Genomic DNA, 18,747 nt, shown 5'->3' with positions numbered 1-18,747 from the left:
CTATTGCCGGGATCTTCCCCGAAGGCACTTTTTGGGGCTGCGTAGTCTGTGCCCGTGCAGCACACCGACAGGAACCATCAGGGGACGCCGAGCGTCCCCCTCCTTGGTGTGGTGCGCCCGGTGAGTCCAACCACCGGTCACACTCGGGGGATCCGACACAACTGCTGCCTTCAGGGCGACCCTGTCGCCTGCCCTAGGAGTTTCAGTTCCCATGAGCGAGCACCGTCGTAAGCCGCCGCAAGGGCGCGGCCGACGTGCGGCGCAGCCGCAGGGTCGTCGCGCCGCGTCGCGCCACGCAGCTCCGTCTCCCGCGCAGCCCCCGAGTCGGGCGCCCGGTGGGCGGGCGGAGGCGCGACGCGCGGCGCAGCGGGCGGCGGGCCGTCGACGGGCGGCTGACTCCGCCCCGGCGGGCCATCAGGCGGCTGAGGGGCGCCGGGCACGGCGGGCGGCTCCCCCGCCCCGCAAGAAGCGGTTCATCGACTACCCGCGCTCGGACCGTACGGGCGCCCGCCGTTGGCTGCCGTCCTGGAAGCAGTGGGCGGGCATGTCCATCTGCTTCCTCGGGCTGATAGTCCTCGGGGTGACCCTGGCGTGGTTCCTGGTGCCGATGCCGCAGGTGCAGGCGGCGGCCAAGTCGGAGAAGAACGTCTACTACTGGGGGAACAAGGAGCGGATGGTCGTGGCCGGCGGCGGCGAGCAGAACCGCACGATCGTCTCCCTCGACCGGATACCGCGGCACATGCAGGAGGCCGTGATCTCGGCGGAGAACGCCACCTTCTACGACGACTCCGGTGTGGACCCGATGGGCATCGCGCGGGCCGCGTTCAACATGGCCTTCCGGGACGGCGAGACCCAGTCCGGTTCGACGATCACCCAGCAGTACGTGAAGAACACCATGCTGAGCCAGGAGCAGACGCTCAAGCGGAAGGCCGTCGAGCTGCTCACCTCGGTGAAGGTCGGCGCCAAGACGAACAAGAAGATCATCCTCCGCGACTACCTGAACTCGGCCTACTTCGGCCGTGGTGCCTACGGCATCCAGGCCGCCTCCCAGGCGTACTTCGGCAAGGACTGCCAGGACCTCCAACCGGACGAGAGCGCGTTCCTGGCCACCCTGCTGAACGGCCCGGAGTACTACGACCCCGCCGGTGGCTACAACTCCTCGCCCGCGGCGAACCTCAAGCGGGCCGAGTCACGCTGGAAGTGGATCCTGGACCGCGAGGTCGCGGTGGCCGGCCAGGCCAAGGTGGTGGGCCTGACCCCGGCGCAGCGGGCGAAGTACAAGGACTTCCCCCGGGTCAAACAGCCCTCCAAGACCACGGAGTTGAAGGGCCAGATCGGTTACCTGGTGGATCTGGCCAACAACTACCTGATCTCCAACAGCGACGGGAAGATCACCCGGAAGTCCCTCCAGGAGGGCGGCTACGAGATCCACACCACCTTCGACAAGAAGAAGACCTACGCGCTGCGGGACTCCGTGGAGAAGGTCCGCAAGCGCAGCATCAAGCCGAAGGAACGGGACAGGGACCGCTACGTACAGTTCGGCGGCGCCTCGGTGAACCCGGCTGACGGCGCGATCCGGGCGATCTACGGTGGCGAGGACGCCACCAAGCACTACACCAACAACTCCGACTACACCGGTGCCCAGGTCGGTTCGACCTTCAAGCCGTTCGTGCTGGCGGCGGCCATGCGGGACGGGGTGCGCGACCCCTCGTTGCCGCCGAAACAGACCATGTCCACCCGCAAGCGGGTGTCGCCGGACAGTGTCTACAACGGTGACAACAAGGTCACCCTGCGCGACTACAACAACAAGACCTGGCTCGGCAAGGGCGACAAGATCTGGAAGCAGCGCAACGACGGCGACGAGAACCGGGGACCGGTCAGCCTCCGCAACGCCATGGAGCAGTCCACCAACACCCCCTTCATCCAGCTGGGGATGGACGTCGGTCTGGACAAGGTGCGCAAGGCGGCGCTGGACGCCGGGGTGAACGAGAGCAGCCTGGCCTCCCTCACCCCGACCTTCTCCCTGGGTACCTCCGCGCCCAGCGCGATCCGCATGGCCAGCTCCTACGGCACCTTCGCCAAGAGCGGCACCCACGCCGAGCCCTTCTCGGTGAAGTACGCCGAGAAGCGGGGCAACCGGATCTACGAGCACAAGCGCAGCACCCGGCAGGCGTTCGCCCCCGAGGTGGCCGACAACGTCACCGACGTGCTCCAGGGCGTGATCAAGCGGGGCACCGGCACCACCGCCAAGGCGCTGGGGCGTCCGGCGGCCGGCAAGACCGGTACCACGGACGACAACAAGTCGGCCTGGTTCACCGGCTACACCCCGCAGTTGTCCACCGCGATCGGCATGTGGCGGGTGGACGACCAGGCGAAGAAGCAGAAGTTCCTGACGATGTACGGGGTGGGCGGCCAGCAGAAGGTGCACGGTGCCTCCTTCCCGGCGGAGATCTGGACCTCGTACATGTCCAAGGCGCTGAACGGCACGGACATCGAGCAGTTCCCGAAGGCACCGCCGATCGGTGAGAAGGTGAACGGCCCGGGGGCCAGCACCTCGCCACCGCCGACGAAGTCCGAGGACCCGACTCCCACCAAGTCCGAGCCCTCCTCCCCGTCGCCCAGCGAGACGAAGCCGAGCGACTCCGCGTCGCCGTCCAGCCCCTGGGGCGGGAACCAGAACGGCGGCAACCAGGACGGCGGCCAGAACGGCGGTGCCGACGGCGGCAACCCGAACGGTGGCAACCAGGACGGTGGCCAGAACGGCGGCGAGGACTGGGGCGGTATCTTCGGCGGTCCCAGCAACACCGTCAGACCGAGGGACTAGCCGTTCGGGGGTCGCGCGCCGTGGGCGGGCGGCCCCCACGGGCAGGGAAGGGATGGCTCCATGTGGAGCCCGCGCAGTCAGCGGCATACGCCGGTGCCCCCCACCACTCGGGACCCCGTGGCCTACTTCGGTAGCGAACTGATCGGCGGTCCCCTCGGGCGCCGGGCACAGCCCGGCTCCCACTGGTGGACGCCGGTGAAGGTGCTGGCGATGCTGGCGGTCGGCATGTTCGCCCTGGGCATGGTGCAGAAGGCGCCCTGCTACAACGGGGGTTGGTTCTCCGGGCAGACCGCCCAGTACACCCACGCCTGCTACTCCGACATCCCGCACCTGTACTACGGCCGGGGCTTCGCCGACGGGGTCCTGCCGTACCAGCGCATCCCGGAGCGGATCGCCGAGGGCGGCATGGAGTACCTGGAGTACCCGGTGCTCACCGGCGCCCTGATGAAGCTGGCCGCCGTGTTCACCCCGGACGGCGGCTCGCTCCAGGAACAGCAGCAGGCGTACTGGATGGCCAACGCCGGACTGCTCCTGCTGTGCGCGGTGGTGGTCGTGGTCTGTACGGCGCTCACCCACCGGGGCCGCCCCTGGGACGGGTTGCTGGTCGCCCTGGCGCCCGCGATGGCGTTGACCGCCACCATCAACTGGGACCTGCTGGCCGTGGCGTTGACGTCCGGTGCCCTGCTCGCCTGGTCCCGTAGCCGCCCGGTCCTCGCGGGGGTGCTGTTGGGGCTGGCGACGGCCGCCAAGCTCTACCCCGTCCTGCTGCTGGGCCCCCTGGTGCTGCTGTGTGTACGGGCGGGCAGGTGGCGGGCGATGAGCGGTGCCCTCGCCGGGACACTGGCCGCCTGGCTGGTGACCAACGTCCCGGTGATGCTGCTCTCCTGGGACGGCTGGATCAAGTTCTACTCCTTCAGCCGGGAACGGCCGGTGGACTTCGGCTCGGTGTGGCTGGTCCTCTCCCAGCAGTTCGACGTACCCCTCGGTGACGTGAACCCGCTGGCGACCGGGCTGATGGTGCTGGGCTGCGCGGGGCTGGCCGTACTGACCCTGACCGCGCCCCGCCGACCCCGGCTGGCCCAGCTGGCGTTGCTGGTGGTGGCCCTGTTCGTGCTGACCAACAAGGTCTACTCGCCGCAGTACGTGCTGTGGCTGATCCCCCTGGCCGCGCTGGCCCGGCCCCGCTGGCGGGACTTCGCCCTGTGGCAGGCCGCCGAGGTGCTGTACTTCCTCGGCATCTGGCTGTACCTGGCCTACACCGGCAGCGGCGACAAGCAGCAGGGGCTGCCCCCCGAGGGCTACTACCTGATCGTGATGATCCACCTGGCGGCCACCGTCCACCTCTGCGTCACCGTGATACGGGACATCTGGCGACCGGAGCGGGACGTGATCCGGCAGGAGGGGTTCGACGACCCCTCGGGCGGGGTGCTGGACGGCGCCCCGGACCGGTACTCCTGGGGCGGGGGCCCGCTCCCTGCGGCCTCCCCTCCACCACTGGGCGCCTCGGCACACACGGCTCCGACCGCACCGCACAACTGAGCGCGGACCCGGGGGAGTTGACCGAAGCGGACGAGGGCAGCCGTCGGGGCGAGCGGGAACACGGCGCCCTGTTTCACGTGAAACCACGAGGTGTGTGAAGGTGGCTCCATGGCGGTGGCACAGACGACCCTGATCAGGGATGGCCGGGTACTGCTGCGCTTCGCCGACTTCCGGCGCCTGCTGGCCGTACGGCTGCTGTCCCAACTCGCCGACGGCGTCTACCAGATGGCGTTGGCCGCCTACGTGGTCTTCTCCCCCGAACGGGCCGCCTCGCCGGCCGCGATCGCCTCGGCCATGGCCGTACTGCTGCTCCCCTACTCCCTGTTGGGCCCCTTCGCCGGAGTGCTGCTGGACCGGTGGCGCCGCCGCCAGGTACTGCTGCACGGCAACCTGCTGCGGGCCGTACTGGCCCTGGGCACCACCAGCCTGGTGCTGGCGCCCAGCCCGGACTGGCTGTTCTACCTCTCGGCCCTGTCGGTGACCGCCGTCAACCGCTTCGTCCTCGCCGGACTGTCCGCCTCCCTGCCCCGGGTGGTCGACGCCGACCGCCTGGTGCTGGCCAACTCCCTCTCCCCGACGGCCGGTACGGTCGCCGCCGCCGCCGGAGGAGGGCTCGGCTTCCTGGTACGGCTGCTGGCCCCACAGGGCTCCACCGGAGAGGCCGCCGTCGTCCTGCTGGGCGCCGTGGTCTACCTGTTGGCCGCCCTGGCCACCCTCAACATGACCCCGGAACTGCTGGGCCCCGACCCCGGACAGGTCCAGCCCCGGCTGGGCGCCGCCGTGGCGTCCACCGCCCGGGGACTGGTCGCCGGACTGCGCCACCTGCACGCCCGCCCCATGGCCGCCGCCTCACTGGCGGCCATGACCCTGATGCGGTTCTGCTTCGGCGCCCTGACCGTCACCCTGCTGATGCTCTGCCGCTACTCCTGGGGAGACGGCGAGGGCGACTCGGGGCTGGAACTGCTGGGCCTGGCCGTGGCCCTGTCCGGGGTCGGCTTCTTCCTGGCGGCACTGATCACCCCGGTCACCGCCCGCCGTTGGGGCCCGTTGGGCTGGCTGACCCGCTGCGCCCTGGGGGGCGCGGTGCTGGCCCCGGCGCTGGGGTCCACCTTCCAGACGGTGCCCTGGCTGGTGGCCGCGCTGGCCTTGGGGGTGGTGACCCAGGGGGCGAAGATCGCCACGGACACGGTGGTGCAGTCCTCGGTCGACGACGCCTTCCGTGGGCGGGTGTTCTCCCTCTACGACATGCTCTTCAACGTGGCCTTCGTGGCCTCGGCGGCGCTGTCCGCGCTGATCATTCCGCCGGACGGCCGTTCGCTGACGCTGGTGATCACGGTGGGACTGCTGTATCTGTCCACCGCGGTGGCTATCTCCCGTTTTCGGCGCCAGTAAGTGTCACATCAGGGCCACAGCCCACGAACCCGCGTTCTACTCTGTCGGCCCCCGGAGCTACCTTTGCAGTGGCCGAACGCCAACTCTCCAGCCTCGCAAGGGATGCCCGTGTCCGTTCCTCCCCCTCCCCCAGGCCAGAACCCCTATGGGCCGCAGCCCGGCGCACCGGGCCCCCAGGGTCAGCCGGGCCCGTACGGTCAACCGGGCCCCTATGGACAGCAGCCGCCACCGCCCTACGGCGGCCAGCAGCCACCTCCGCCCCCCGGCCCGTACGGAGGGCCGCCCGGGATGCCCCCCGGGCCGGGCATGATGCCCCCGCCCCCGCCACCCCAGCGCAGCAACAAGGGGAAGGTCATCGCCATCGTGGTCGGTCTGGTGGTGCTGTTGGGCATCGGCGGACTGGTGGCCTACCTCAACCAGGACGACGCCGACCGCGCCAGCGTGGGCGACTGCATGAAGCGCGGCAAGGGCAGCACGGCCACCGACGCCGAGTTGGACAAGGTCGACTGCGGCAGTTCGGACGCCGAGTTCGAGGTGATGAAGCGGATCGACGGCAAGGGCACCTGCGACCAGTACATCCCGTACATGAAGGTCAAGGGCTCCACCAGCCGCAGGATCGAGGACGTGGACCCCTCCGACGTGGACTACACCCTCTGCCTCAAGCTGCTGAAGGTGCCCGGAGGGGGAGACAACCCGATACCCACCCCGTCCTTCAGCGTGCCCACGCCCAGCTTCTCGGTACCCAGCCCGGACTTCACCCCCTGATCCCCGTCCCCTGATCCAGGGGCCCACCCCTCCGGCAGCCGTGACCGAGGGCCGGTGGCCGGGGGGGTGGGAGCGACCAGCACCGTACGTCCGGGCTGTGCCGTCCGGGTCCGGTGAGGTCGGAGGGGGAGTCCGATGCCAGCGCGTCGGCGACCCCGACCACCGCGGGGGCAACCCGGCGAGGTGCGGTACGCCCGTGGGGCCGCTGTTTCACGTGAAACAGCGGCCCCACGGTCTTCCCCGGCGATGCTCCCGGAACGCCGACAACCCTTCGGGGGCCGGCCGTTGGGCACCCGGCACCCCGGCCCCGCCCCGGGGCACCTCGCGAACAGGCGCGGTTCCCACCCGAGTACGCCACCCAACGGTGACCCGTCCCACGGGTGACCGACCGGTACCGACCGGCACACGGCGAACCCCCACCGGGGACCTCGTACGTGGCCCCTCGGGGGCTACTCCTTCGCGCCGTCCCCACGCTCGGCCCACCACTCGCGCAGGGCCTGCTCTGCGGCCTCCGGCCCCATCGGCCCCCGGTCCAGCCGCAGTTCCAGCAGATGGCGGTAGGCCTGCCCCACCTCGGGGCCCGGCTGGAGGTCCAGCGCCCTCATGATCTGGTTGCCGTCCAACTCCGGCCGGATGGCGTCCAGTTCCTCCTGCTCCTGGAGCCGCGCGATGCGCTCCTCCAGGGAGTCGTACGCCCGGGACAGCGCCGCCGCCTTGCGACGGTTGCGGGTGGTGCAGTCGGACCGGGTCAGCTTGTGCAGACGGTCCAGCAGCGGGCCGGCGTCCCGTACGTAGCGGCGGACCGCCGAGTCCGTCCACTCCCCGGCGCCGTAACCGTGGAAGCGCAGGTGCAGCTCCACCAGCCGGGAGACGTCCTTGATCATCTCCCCGGAGTACTTCAGCGCCGTCATCCGCTTGCGGGTCAGCTTGGCGCCGACCACCTCGTGGTGGTGGAAGGACACCCGCCCGTCCTTCTCGAAGCGGCGGGTCCGGGGCTTGCCGATGTCGTGCAGCAGCGCGGCCAGTCGGAGGGTGAGGTCGGGGCCGGAGTCCTCCAGGTCGATGGCCTGTTCCAGCACGATCAGGCTGTGCTCGTAGACGTCCTTGTGGCGGTGGTGCTCGTCGCGCTCCAGGCGCAGCGCCGGCAGCTCCGGCAGCACCCGCTGGGCCAGCCCGGTGCTCACCAGCAACTCCAGCCCCCGTCGGGGGTGTTCGGACAGCAGCAGCTTGTTCAGCTCGTCGCGTACCCGCTCCGCCGAGACGATCTCGATGCGCTCGGACATCTCCGTCATCGCGGCCACCACGTCGTCCGCCAGCCGGAAGTTCAGCTGGGCCGCGAACCGGGCGGCCCGCATCATCCGCAGCGGGTCGTCGGAGAACGACTCCTGCGGGGTGCTGGGGGTGCGCAGCAGTCCGGCGGCCAGGTCCTCGCGGCCGTGGTACGGGTCCACGAACCGCTTCTCCGGCAGGGCCACGGCCATCGCGTTCACCGTGAAGTCCCGGCGTACCAGGTCCTCCTCGATGGAGTCGCCGTAGGCCACCTCGGGCTTCCGGGAGGTGCGGTCGTAGGACTCGGCACGATAAGTGGTGATCTCGATCTGGAAGTCCTGGGTGTCCTCCTCGTCCGCCCGCACCCGGCCCACCTTGCGGCAGCCCACGGTGCCGAAGGCGATGCCCACCTCCCAGACCGCGTCCGCCCAGCCCCGGACCAGGGCCAGCACCTGCTCGGGGCGGGCGTCGGTGGTGAAGTCCAGGTCGTTGCCCAGCCGGCCCAGCAGGGCGTCCCGTACCGAACCGCCGACCAGTGCCAGCGAGTGGCCGGCCCGCTCGAAGCGCCGCCCCAACTCCTCGGCCACCGGGGCGATCTCCGGCAGCCGCGTCAACGCCGCCCCCGGGCCCGGGCCCACCTCGCCCGAGGTGGAGGGGGTTCCCGACGGAGAGGGGGCGGGCTGGCTCTGGGGGTGAAAGTTGACGTTCGGCACAGCAGCACAGCGTACGTTGCCGTCACGGGGGGCCGCGCCCCGCTGCCGCCCGCCCCGTAGGGGGCTCCGGGGGCCTCGTACGACCCGGTACGGGGCCGGGGAGCCGCAGCACGCGGGGTGTGCCCGCGAGCGTGGCGGGCCTCGTTACCATTCGGGGTACCCACGGGGTTCCCCGGGGACCGGACGGTCCAGGCCTCCCGGGGGTCCCCCACCGACTTACCGAACCGCGACAGGACGGACCAGCGCGTGGCCGAGGCGGCTGACAACCAGGGCACCCCGAACACGCGGCGGTGGCCCGCCCGCCGGTGGGCTTCCTGGCGGGCCGGACGTACCCGCCGGGCCACCCTCGGCGGCGCCACCCTGGCGCTGGCCGTGCTGCCCCTGCTGACCGCCGCCCACGCCGGCCCGGAGACCCGGGCCCCGGGGGCCACCGAGGTCACCAGCCAGGTCACCGGGCAGGGTGCCACCACGAACACCACCGCCCAGCGGCCGGCGACCTCCTCGGGGAAAACGGCCCGCCCCGCCGCGACCCCCGACGGCTCCCGTACCGTCGACGTCTCCCTGACCAGCCTCAGCCCCAAGGTGCCCGAGGACGGCGACAAGGTCACCCTCACCGGCACCCTCACCAACAACGGCCGCTCCTCCGTACGCGAGGCCCACCTCGCCCTGCGGGTGGGGCCGGCCCTGGCCGGGCGCAGCGCCATCGAGCAGTACCGGTCGCGCAAGGGCTTCGACCCCGGCTTGGACGGGGCCGAGGTCGGCGACAAGTACCAGCAGAAGCTGACCTCGCTGGCCCCCGGCATCTCCCGGAGCTTCAGCCTCCAAGTGCCGGTCAGCGCGCTGAACATGGACTCCAGCGGGGTGTACCCGCTGTCGGTGACCGTCTCCGGGCAGAACAAGCGCGAGCCGTACCCCCACGTGCTCGGGCTGGAGCGCACCTTCCTGCCCTGGCAGAAGGGCACCCCGGAGACCAAGACCGAACTCACCGCGCTGTGGCCGCTGATCTCCCGTTCCCATCTGACCGCCCGTACCGACACCGACGAGCAGCAGACCCCGATCTTCCGGGACGACGACCTGGCCCGGGAGATCGCCCCCGGCGGGCGGCTCCAGCAGATGGTCGCCCTGGGCCGTGACCTGCCCATCACCTGGGTGATCGACCCCGACCTGCTGGCCAGTGTGGAGGCCATGACCCAGCGGTACCGGGTGGAGGACCCCGACGGCGGTGACCCGGTCCCGGGCAAGGGCCGCAAGTACGCCAACGAGTGGCTCAACGACCTCCAACAGGCCGTACAGGGCGAGGAGGTGGTCGCCCTCCCCTTCGCCGACCCCGACCTGGCGTCCCTGGCGCACCGGGGCATCAACGTCCGGGGGGCCCTCAGCGGGCTCGCCCCGGCGACCGAACTCGCCCGGGAGACGGTCGGCCCCATCCTGCACACCGAGGTCCGCACCCAGTTCGCCTGGCCGGTCAACGGCGCCCTGGACTCCGCCATCGTGGACGTGGCCACCTCCGCCGGCGCCCACAACCTGATCGCCCGGGGGGACAGCCTCTCCGACCAGGGCCTCAGCTACACCCCGACCGCCAGCCGCCCCATCGGCGGCGGCAACACCGCCGTGGTGGCCGACACCACCCTGTCCCGGTCCTTCGAGGGCGACCTCACCTCGGCCGGGGCCTCCACCCGGGCCGTACAGCGGTTCCTGGCCCACACCCAGGCGCTCACCGCCGAGGTTCCCAACCGGCAGCGCAACATCCTGATGGCCCCGCAGCGGCTGCCCACCACCTCCCAGGCGCAGGCCATGGCGCAGGCGCTGACCGCCCTGCACCGGGACGGCTCCTGGACCCGGGGGGTGTCGCTGAGCGAGACGGCCGAGGCGAAGCCGGACGCCCGCGCCAACCGGCGGGTGCCGGCCAAGTCGGCGTACCCCAGGTCGCTGCGGAAGCAGGAGCTGCCCACCAAGGCGTACGAGGACATGCGGCTGACCCGTACCCGGCTCGCCGACTTCCAGGTGATCCTCAGTCAGGCGGACCGGGTGGTGCCGCCGTTCAGCAACGCGATGAACCGGGAGATGTCCAACTCCTGGCGGGGGCACCGGGCCGAGGGGGAGCGGTACCGCCGTTCCGTGCACAGCTACCTCGGCGAACTCACCCGCAAGGTACGGCTGATCCAGAAGTCGCGGATAACGCTGTCCGGTCGCAGCGCCACCATCCCCATCACCGTGCAGAACAACCTGGTGCAGCGGGTGGACGGGTTGGAGCTGCGGTTGAAGTCCAGCCGGCGGATCGGCCTGGACGTGGGCGATCCGCAGCCGGTGCGGGTGGACGCCGGGCACAGCCAGTCGGTGAAGTTCGACACCACCGCCAAGGCCAACGGTCGGGCCTGGGTGGAGGCGCAGCTCTACACCAAGGACAACAAGCCCTACGGCCCGCCCATGCGCTTCCAGACCAACGTCACCTCCATCACCTCCTCGGTGCTGCTGGTGATCGCCGGTGGGGTGCTGTTGGTGGTGCTGGCCGGGATTCGGATGTACACCCAGCGCAAGCGTCGCGCCGCCGCCCGGGTGGAGGCGGCCCGGGAAGCCCGGGAGGAAGCCGCCCGGGAAGGGGCCGAGGACGCCGCGGAGGGCGCCACCGAGGGCAACGCGGAGGAGGCCGGGGACGGTGAGTCCGCCGAGTCCGCCGACGGCGGGGACGACACCGGCTCCTCCCCAAGCGAGTCCCCGGACGGGACCTCCGCGTCCGAGCCCCGTGACGGAGACGACGGGAACCACGAGGACGACGGGGACACGAGCCAGCCGGCCCAGCCGGGTGAGCGGGGCCAGGACACCCAGGGCGAAAACGGGACCGGACCGCACTCGGGTGAGAAGGTGGACCGTTGAGTCAACCGGGCGAACAGGGGCAGGGACCGATGAACGCACCGTACGAGGGAGAACACGGCCCACGACCGGAGGGCGCCGGCCCTCCCCAGCCGGACCCCTACGTGCGGGACGCCTACACCCACGACCCCTACGCCCACCGGGACCCGCAGGCGCAGGACCCCGTGGGGGAGGCGCTGTACGACCACGCCGCGCACCCCCCGCCGCCTCCGCCCCCGGAGCCCGAGCCCGGCCCGTACCAGCCGCCGGTGGACTCAAGTACCGTCCGGTTCACCGGAGTTGACGAACTGATCAGCAGCCGGCCGGCCGAGGCGCACCCCGGGGCGGACGCCTTCGCGCACCTGTACCGCGACCAGGGGCACCACCCCGAGCAGGGCTCCACGCCCCAGCAACCGCACCAGCCGCCGCCTCCGCCCCCACCCGTACCGTCCAGCGCCCCACCGGGCTACCGGCAGGCCTCCGAGCCCACCCCCGAACCGGCCTCGGTCGAGCCCCCCAGCCCCCCGGACGACACCACCGGCACCCAGCCCGCCGCCACCGGAGGCGGCGGGGGCGGGGGCATCCTCAAGTCCAGCGCCATCATGGCCGCCGGCACCCTGGTCTCCCGGATCACCGGCTTCTTCCGCACCCTGGTCATCACCGCCGCCCTGGGCGCGGCCGTCCTGGGCGACACGTACACCATCGCCTACACCCTGCCGACGATGATCTACGTCCTCACCATCGGCGGTGGCCTCAACTCGGTGTTCGTGCCGCAGCTGGTGCGGGCGATGAAGACCGACGAGGACGGCGGCGCCGCCTACGCCAACCGGCTGCTGACCCTGGTGATGGTGATCCTCGGTGGGATGATCGCGGTCGCGGTGCTCGCCGCGCCCCTGCTGGTGCGGATGATGTCCCCGGCCATCGCCGGGGACGAGGCTGCCAACGCGGTCACGGTCACCTTCGCCCGCTACTGCCTGCCCACCATCTTCTTCATGGGCGTCCACGTGGTGATGGGTCAGATCCTCAACGCCCGGGGCCACTTCGGGGCCATGATGTGGACCCCGGTGCTCAACAACGTGGTCGTCATCTTCAGCTTCGGCGCCTTCCTCTGGGTCTACGGCCTGCACCGCAGTTCCCAGCTGGGCGTGGAGACCATCACCCCCGAGGGCGTACGGCTGTTGGGCGTCGGCACCCTGCTGGGGCTGGTCGTCCAGGCGCTGGCGATGATCCCGTACCTGCGCAAGGCCGGTTTCCACTTCCGCCCCCGCTTCGACTGGCGCGGCCACGGCATGGGCAAGGCCGCCCGGCTCGCCAAGTGGACGGTGCTGTTCGTGCTCGCCAACCAGGCCGGCGTGGTGGTCGTCACCCAGCTCGCCACCTGGGCCGGCAAGACCGCCTCCGAGCAGGGGCACCCCGGTACCGGCATCCTCGGCTACTCCAACGCCCAGCTGATCTGGCAGATGCCCCAGGCCATCATCACCGTCTCGGTGATGGCCGCGCTGCTACCCCGTATCTCCCGGTCGGCCGCCGACGGCGACCCCGGCGCGGTACGCGACGACATCTCCCAGGGGCTGCGCAACTCGGCGGTGGCCATCGTGCCCATCGCCTGCGGTTTCCTGTCGCTGGGCGTGCCCATGTGCCTGCTGATGTACTTCTCCTCCGGCGAGTCCGCCGCCAGCTCGATGGGGTACATCCTGATGGCCTTCGGCCTGGGCCTGATCCCCTATTCGGTGCAGTACGTGGTGCTGCGCGGGTTCTACGCCTTCGAGGACACCCGGACCCCCTTCTACAACACCGTGGTCGTGGCCCTCTGCAACGCCGCCGGCTCCCTGCTGTGCTTCGCCGTACTCCCCGCCCGCTGGGCGGTCGTCGGCATGGCCGCCAGCTACGGCCTGGCCTACGCGGTCGGCGTCGGCATCGCCTGGCGCCGGCTGCGCCTGCGGCTCGGCGGCGACCTGGACGGGGCCCGGGTCATGCGCACCTACGCCCGGCTGGGCGGGGCGGCCCTGCCCGCCACCGTACTCAGCGCGGGCGTAGCCTTCGGACTGCTGCACCTGCTGGGGCGGGGGGCCTTCGGTGGACTGGTGTCCCTGGTGGCTGGTGGGATCTGTTTGGGCCTGGTCTTCGTCCTAGCTGCGAAGCGGATGAGGATCCAGGAGCTGACCGCCATGCTGGGGATGGTCAGGACCCGTCTCGGACGCTGAGCACGGCGGCGGGGCACAACCCTCCGGGGGCCTCGCGTGTCGTGCATAGCGTTGGGGTGTGGGCACAATTGTCTCTGGCTGTTGGGAAAGCTGTGATGAATGGGGAGGCAGGAACGACGGTGGCGGAACGGATCACGGCTGCCGTCTCAGTGGCGGACACCAGCGACACCACGAACACCGGGGGCACCGGGGAACTCAGTCGGAACGCCGGCCGCCCCCGAAACGGCAACGCTGACCGCCCCAGGGACGGGGCACCCTCCGGCAACGGTCCGGCGGGCACCCCCGACGGCGAGCGGTCGGACGAGTCGGAGGACGGGCCCGCCTCCGAGGCCCACGGAAGCCCGGAGACGCCGGCCCCCGAGCCCGACGGCGCCCCGGACGCCGGGGAGACCACCCAGGTGCTGAACGAGGTGGACGCCCCCCACGAGGGCGGGGACGGCACCCCGCGGGACGCCCCCTCACCCGCCTCCCCCAACGGCTCCCGCTCTCGTGGCGGAGGGGGTACGTCGGGCAACCGCCGACGTGGGTCGAGGAAGCGCTCCACCTCCCGTACCGCACCCCAGAGGTCGGCCACCGCACGGTCGACCCCGGCCCAGCGGGCCACCGCCCGGACCACCGGTGCCACCGCCATGGGGCCCGCCGTCGACACCGAGGACGGCCCCGCCGACGGTTCCCCGGACGCGCCCACCGTCGAGGTGCCGCCCACCCCCGACCTCACCCAGGACACGGCCCCTCTCGACGCCCCGTTCGACGCCCCCGTCAGCCCCGCCGACGTGCCCGCGGAGGGCACCCCGGAGAGCGCGGCCGAGTCCGCCGTCCGTGAGGGTGACGCCGCTGTCGGTGACCGTGAGAGCACCCGTGTCGGCGCCGACAACGACCCCGTTGACGCTGTTGAGGACACCCTGGTCGCTGATACCGTCACCGGCCCCCCTGCCCCTGCCACCGGCCTCGACGACACGGTCGTCGGTGCCGAGGAGGAGACCGCCCCGATCGATCCCACGACCGCCGCCGGCCGACTCGACGTCACCGCCCGGATGACCCCGGCCACCGCCGACACCGCGCTGCTGGAGCCGGACGCCTCCTCGGACGCTCCCCCAGCCGCTCCCGCAGAGGCCGACGCCGCTCCGCCACCCGCCGGGGACCGGACCGCCAGCCCCGACACCCAGGACCAGACCCCGGCCGGTTCCGACGCCCCCGCGCCCACCGACGCCTCCCCGGACACCTCCGCGAAGGCCCGTAAGCCCCGGAAGGGCGAGCGGGCTCAGGAGAAGACCGGGAAGCCCCCGACAGCCGAGGAGCCCCCGGAGGCGGAGCGGGCGGACGCCGAGGCCGAGGAGACCGCCCCGGAGCGGGACCAGGAACCGAAGGAACAGGCCCCGGAGCGGAAGGGCGCACAGCGCCCCCAGCGGGACGAGGGCAAGCCCCGGAAGTCCAAGTCCAAGTCCGGCAACCGGGACCCGCACAGCGGCCACAAACTGGCCGGACGGTACCGCCTGGAGGAGTGCGTCACCCGCGTCGACGGGTTCAGCAGTTGGCGTGCCGTGGACGAGAAGCTGCGGCGTGCCGTCGGCGTACACCTGCTGCCCCGGGACCACCCTCAGGCCCGCTCCGTGCTGGCGGCGGCCCGCTCGGCCGCCCTGCTGATGGACCCCCGCTTCGTCCAGGTGCTGGACGCGGTGGAGGAGGGCGAGCTGGTGTACGTGGTCCACGAGTGGCTGCCCGACGCCACCTCGCTGACCACCCTGCTGGCCTCCGGCCCCCTGGAACCGCACGAGTCGTACCAGCTGGTCAAGCAGCTCTCCCAGGCGCTGGCCGCCGCCCACCGGGAGGGGTTGGCCCATCTGCGGCTGACTCCCACCTCGGTGCTGCGGACCGGCGCCGGGCAGTACCGCATCCGTGGCCTGGCGGTCAACGCGGCGCTGCGCGGCCTGAGTTCGGACACCCCGCAGCGCACGGACACCGAGGCTATCGGCGCACTGCTGTACGCCTCCCTGACCGGCCGCTGGCCGTACCAGGAGGACGGCTACGGGATGAGCGGCTTCGGCCAGCTCACCGGCGAGGACCTGCCCGCCCCCGACCAGGTGCGCGCCGGGGTGCACCGGGGACTGGCCGAACTGGCGATGCGGGCCCTGGTCAACGACGGGGCGACCGCCTCACGCGAGGAACAACCGTGCGCCACTCCCGAGGAGCTGGCCCACGCGGTCTCCGAGATGCCCCGCATCCGGCCGCCCGAGCCCTCGTTCGCCAACCCCCGCTACCAGCCCACCAGTTACCAGCAGGGCGCCTTCTCCCCGAGCGGCCCCCACCCCAAGGACACGGCGGCGCCGCCCGCGCTTCCGGGGCGTACCGGCAGGATCCTCAAGTGGACGGTCTCGGCCCTGCTGATCGCGGCGCTGGGCCTGGGCAGCTGGCAGGTCGCCGACACCCTGATGAACGGCGACGGCACCCACAGCGGCAGCTCCGGCGAGACCGGTGACTCCTCGGACAGCGCCAAGAAGCAGAAGCTGAAGATCGTCAACGCCAAGGACTTCGACCCCAGCCCGGGCAACGGCGAGGAGAACGCCAGCCAGGTGCCGAAGGCCTATGACGGGGATCGCGGTACCCAGTGGACCACCAGCGAGTACTATCGACGCCCCGATCTGGGCGGCCTCAAGCCCGGAGTGGGGCTGGTCCTCGACCTGGGCAAAACCCGGGAGGTCAGCACCCTGCGGGTGGACTTCGTCGGCCGCACCAAGGCCGAGTTCCGCGTCGCGCCGGTCAGCACCCAGGGGATGCCCACCGGGCTGGACGGCTTCGGCAAGGCCCTCGACAAGGGTTCGGGCGAGCGGCTCAACCTCAAGGCCTCCGAGCCGGTGGAGACCCGTTACGTACTGGTGTGGCTCACGGAACTCCCCTCTTCCGAGAACGGCAACTACCGTGGCCGGATCAGTGAGGTCTCGGTCCTCGGCTAGATCCGGTCGTTTGGATCGCGCTGGATCGGAAAGCGGGGCTTTGCCGTACCTCGCTCGGACACCACGTTCGCGGGCGTCGAGGCCCCGCCTCGGCGACCGACGGCGACGGGTCCTCGTACGAGATGCGGTACCCGGGACATCCGTTCCCGGCAAAGGTCCGAATGAGCGGCCCCGGGCGCAGCCCCGGTCCGGTACCGGAAGGGAGGGGGGAGCACATGGGAGACGAGGCGATAGACGCCGCCTTGGAACTGGACCAGCTGTCCGATCGCGAACTGCTCGCCCGCCATGTGGAGGGGAACCCCGATGCCTTCGGCGAGATCGTGCGCCGTCATCGCGACCGACTGTGGGCGGTGGCCGTCCGAACCCTGGGGGACCGGGACGAGGCCGCCGACGCGGTACAGGACGCGCTGATATCCGCCTACCGCGCGGCCGGCAAGTTCCAGGGCAAGTCCCAGGTGACCACCTGGCTGCACCGGATCACGGTCAACGCCTGCCTGGACCGGGCGCGCAAGGCCTCCACCCGCCGCACCTCGCTGACGGACGACTACGAGCGGCTCGACCAGATGATGGAGCCGCAGGAGTCCCCGGAGGTCCCCGCCGAACAGCGGGACCTGCGACGTGAACTCACGGAGGCCCTGGAGACCCTCCCCGTCGAGCAGCGCTCCGCACTGGTACTGGTCGACATGCAGGGCTACCCGGTGGCCGAGGCCGCGAAGATGCTCGACGTGGCGGTGGGCACCGTCAAGAGCCGCTGCGCACGGGGCCGGTCCCGGCTGCTGCCACTGCTCAGTCACCTCCGTCCGGGGGCTCCCGAGGAGGTTCCCGGATCCCGCCGCCCGGCCGGGGGGAACCAGACCGGGGGCCGCCCCGTCTCATCCCCGGAATCCGTCTCCTCCGCGAGATCGACCGGCAGATCACCCGGTTCGGCCGGTTCAGCCGATGCCAGGGGGCCCGCGCGTTCGGGCGCCCTCGCGGAAGACGCACAACAACCCGGGGCCGCGAAGGGCGGAGGTGGGAACAGATGACGTCCGCTTCATCGACGTTCGACGAGGGAGATCACCCCGAAGTCGAGGAGATCTCCGAGTACGCCGAAGGACTGCTGGACGCCGAGCACGCCGCCACGGTGGAAACCCACCTGGAACAGTGCGCCGTGTGCGCTGACGTACGGGTCTCCCTCGACGAGCTTCGGGGGCTGCTGGGAACCCTGCCGGGGCCCGAGCGGATGCCCGAGGACGTGGCCCACCGCATCGACGCCGCCTTGGCGGCGGAGGTCCTGCTGGACCGGGAGCGGCAGGGGTCGGTGGACCTCGCGCCCTCTCCCTCCACCGAGGCCGACCCCGCCGAGGGTGCCTCGGAGGGCTTGGACGCCGCGACCGCCTCGAAGGGCCTCGCCGGCTCCTCCGGTGACGTCAACCCGACCACCCCGCGTTCGGTCAGCCGTGAGGAACCGGTACGTGTTTCACGTGAAACGACGGGAGCCCGCGAGTCGGGTCGGCCGTCCGCCGACCGTCCGCGCGGGCACGCCAGGGGCTCGACCGGTCCCGGGCGTGGAGCCTCCGGTCCGGGCCGGCGCCGTCGCCGGGCTCTGCTGAGCGCGGTGGGCGCGGTGGCGGTCCTCGGGATAGCGGGACTGGTCTTCCAGGGCTTCGGCTCCTCGGACGACGGTTCCGAACCCGCACAGGCCACCCGCCTGGAGAAGGACGCCCAGAAGCTGTTGCGGGACCAGCCCTCGCCGGAGGCCTCGCCCCGGATGAGCGTCAAGCAGTCCCCCAACTCCAGCAACGAACGCCCCCTCCGGGGCCAGGACGCGGCCGTCTCCGTACCCAGCTGCGTACGGCAGGCCATCGGCCGCGACGGCACCTCCCCGCTGGCCGCCGAACAGCGCCGTTACGAGGGCAAGCCCGCCTACCTGGTCCTGCTGCCGCACGCCAAGGACAAGTCCAGGGTGGACGCCTATGTGGTGGACGCCTCCTGTGTCGGCGGCGAGGGCAAGAAGGGCGAGGTCCTCACCGAGCGGGACGTCGCACGGAAGTAACCCCGGGTGGCTGGCCGTTCCCTGGCCCGGTCCGGCAGCACCGCTGGTCCACGGCGTACGCCCAGCCACTTCCCGCCCGCCCTCGCGTGACCTCAGGCCACCGCCGACAGGGGCCCTCTCCGGGCCCCGGATGACACGGCGGTGGCCGCTCCCTGCCCGGGGGCGAGACCGGGGAATGAGTTGTGCATAGGATCCGTTGGGTGGA

9 protein-coding genes and 1 pseudogene are annotated in these 18,747 nt (G+C 71.7%); 9 read left to right on the top strand and 1 reads right to left on the bottom strand.

Annotation, left to right across the window (positions count from 1 at the left end):
• Positions 1–544: 544 nt before the first annotated feature.
• The 4 genes from ABZT14_RS11350 (at position 545) to ABZT14_RS11335 (ending at position 6,520) form a co-directional block, all read left to right on the top strand.
• A complete protein-coding gene (locus ABZT14_RS11350; protein WP_356299676.1) occupies positions 545–2,824 on the top strand; it encodes a transglycosylase domain-containing protein in 2,280 nt (759 codons plus the stop codon).
• Between the two features lie 60 nt (positions 2,825–2,884).
• Positions 2,885–4,363, top strand: a complete 1,479-nt coding sequence (locus tag ABZT14_RS11345) for a glycosyltransferase 87 family protein (RefSeq protein ID WP_356299674.1) — start codon at positions 2,885–2,887, stop codon at positions 4,361–4,363.
• A 108-nt stretch (positions 4,364–4,471) separates the two neighbouring features.
• Positions 4,472–5,755, top strand: coding sequence for an MFS transporter (locus tag ABZT14_RS11340; protein ID WP_356299672.1), 1,284 nt, complete (start codon positions 4,472–4,474; stop codon positions 5,753–5,755).
• Positions 5,756–6,043: 288 nt separating this feature from the next.
• Positions 6,044–6,520, top strand: coding sequence for a hypothetical protein (locus ABZT14_RS11335; RefSeq protein WP_356299670.1), 477 nt, complete (start codon positions 6,044–6,046; stop codon positions 6,518–6,520).
• 449 nt (positions 6,521–6,969) lie between these two features.
• Here ABZT14_RS11335 and ABZT14_RS11330 read toward each other — a convergent pair whose 3' ends face one another.
• Entirely contained in the window at positions 6,970–8,427 is a 1,458-nt protein-coding gene (locus ABZT14_RS11330; RefSeq protein ID WP_356300171.1) for a CCA tRNA nucleotidyltransferase, read from the bottom strand.
• 321 nt (positions 8,428–8,748) lie between these two features.
• Between ABZT14_RS11330 and ABZT14_RS11325 the strand changes: the two genes are divergently transcribed.
• From ABZT14_RS11325 to ABZT14_RS11305, 5 genes and pseudogenes are all read left to right on the top strand, one after another.
• The gene (locus ABZT14_RS11325; protein WP_356299668.1) at positions 8,749–11,376 is read left to right on the top strand and encodes a DUF6049 family protein; all 2,628 of its coding nucleotides are present in this window, start codon (positions 8,749–8,751) and stop codon (positions 11,374–11,376) included.
• 29 nt (positions 11,377–11,405) lie between these two features.
• Complete coding sequence (gene murJ, locus ABZT14_RS11320) at positions 11,406–13,556, top strand: murein biosynthesis integral membrane protein MurJ (protein ID WP_356299666.1); 2,151 nt, start codon at positions 11,406–11,408, stop codon at positions 13,554–13,556.
• Between the two features lie 1,460 nt (positions 13,557–15,016).
• Positions 15,017–16,507, top strand: a pseudogene (locus ABZT14_RS11315) (protein kinase family protein); the annotation flags it as partial.
• Between the two features lie 215 nt (positions 16,508–16,722).
• A complete protein-coding gene (gene sigM / locus ABZT14_RS11310; protein WP_356299664.1) occupies positions 16,723–17,532 on the top strand; it encodes an RNA polymerase sigma factor SigM in 810 nt (269 codons plus the stop codon).
• Complete coding sequence (locus ABZT14_RS11305; RefSeq protein ID WP_356299662.1) at positions 17,529–18,542, top strand: zf-HC2 domain-containing protein; 1,014 nt, start codon at positions 17,529–17,531, stop codon at positions 18,540–18,542. The genes sigM and ABZT14_RS11305 overlap by 4 nt, the downstream gene beginning before the upstream one ends.
• Positions 18,543–18,747: the final 205 nt, after the last annotated feature.

Origin of the sequence: Streptomyces sp. NPDC005438 (assembly GCF_040606315.1) — a bacterium.
Taxonomy (GTDB): Bacteria; Actinomycetota; Actinomycetes; order Streptomycetales; family Streptomycetaceae; genus Streptomyces.
Note: the sequence above shows the minus strand (reverse complement) of the source record. Positions and strands in the feature narration are given on the sequence as shown.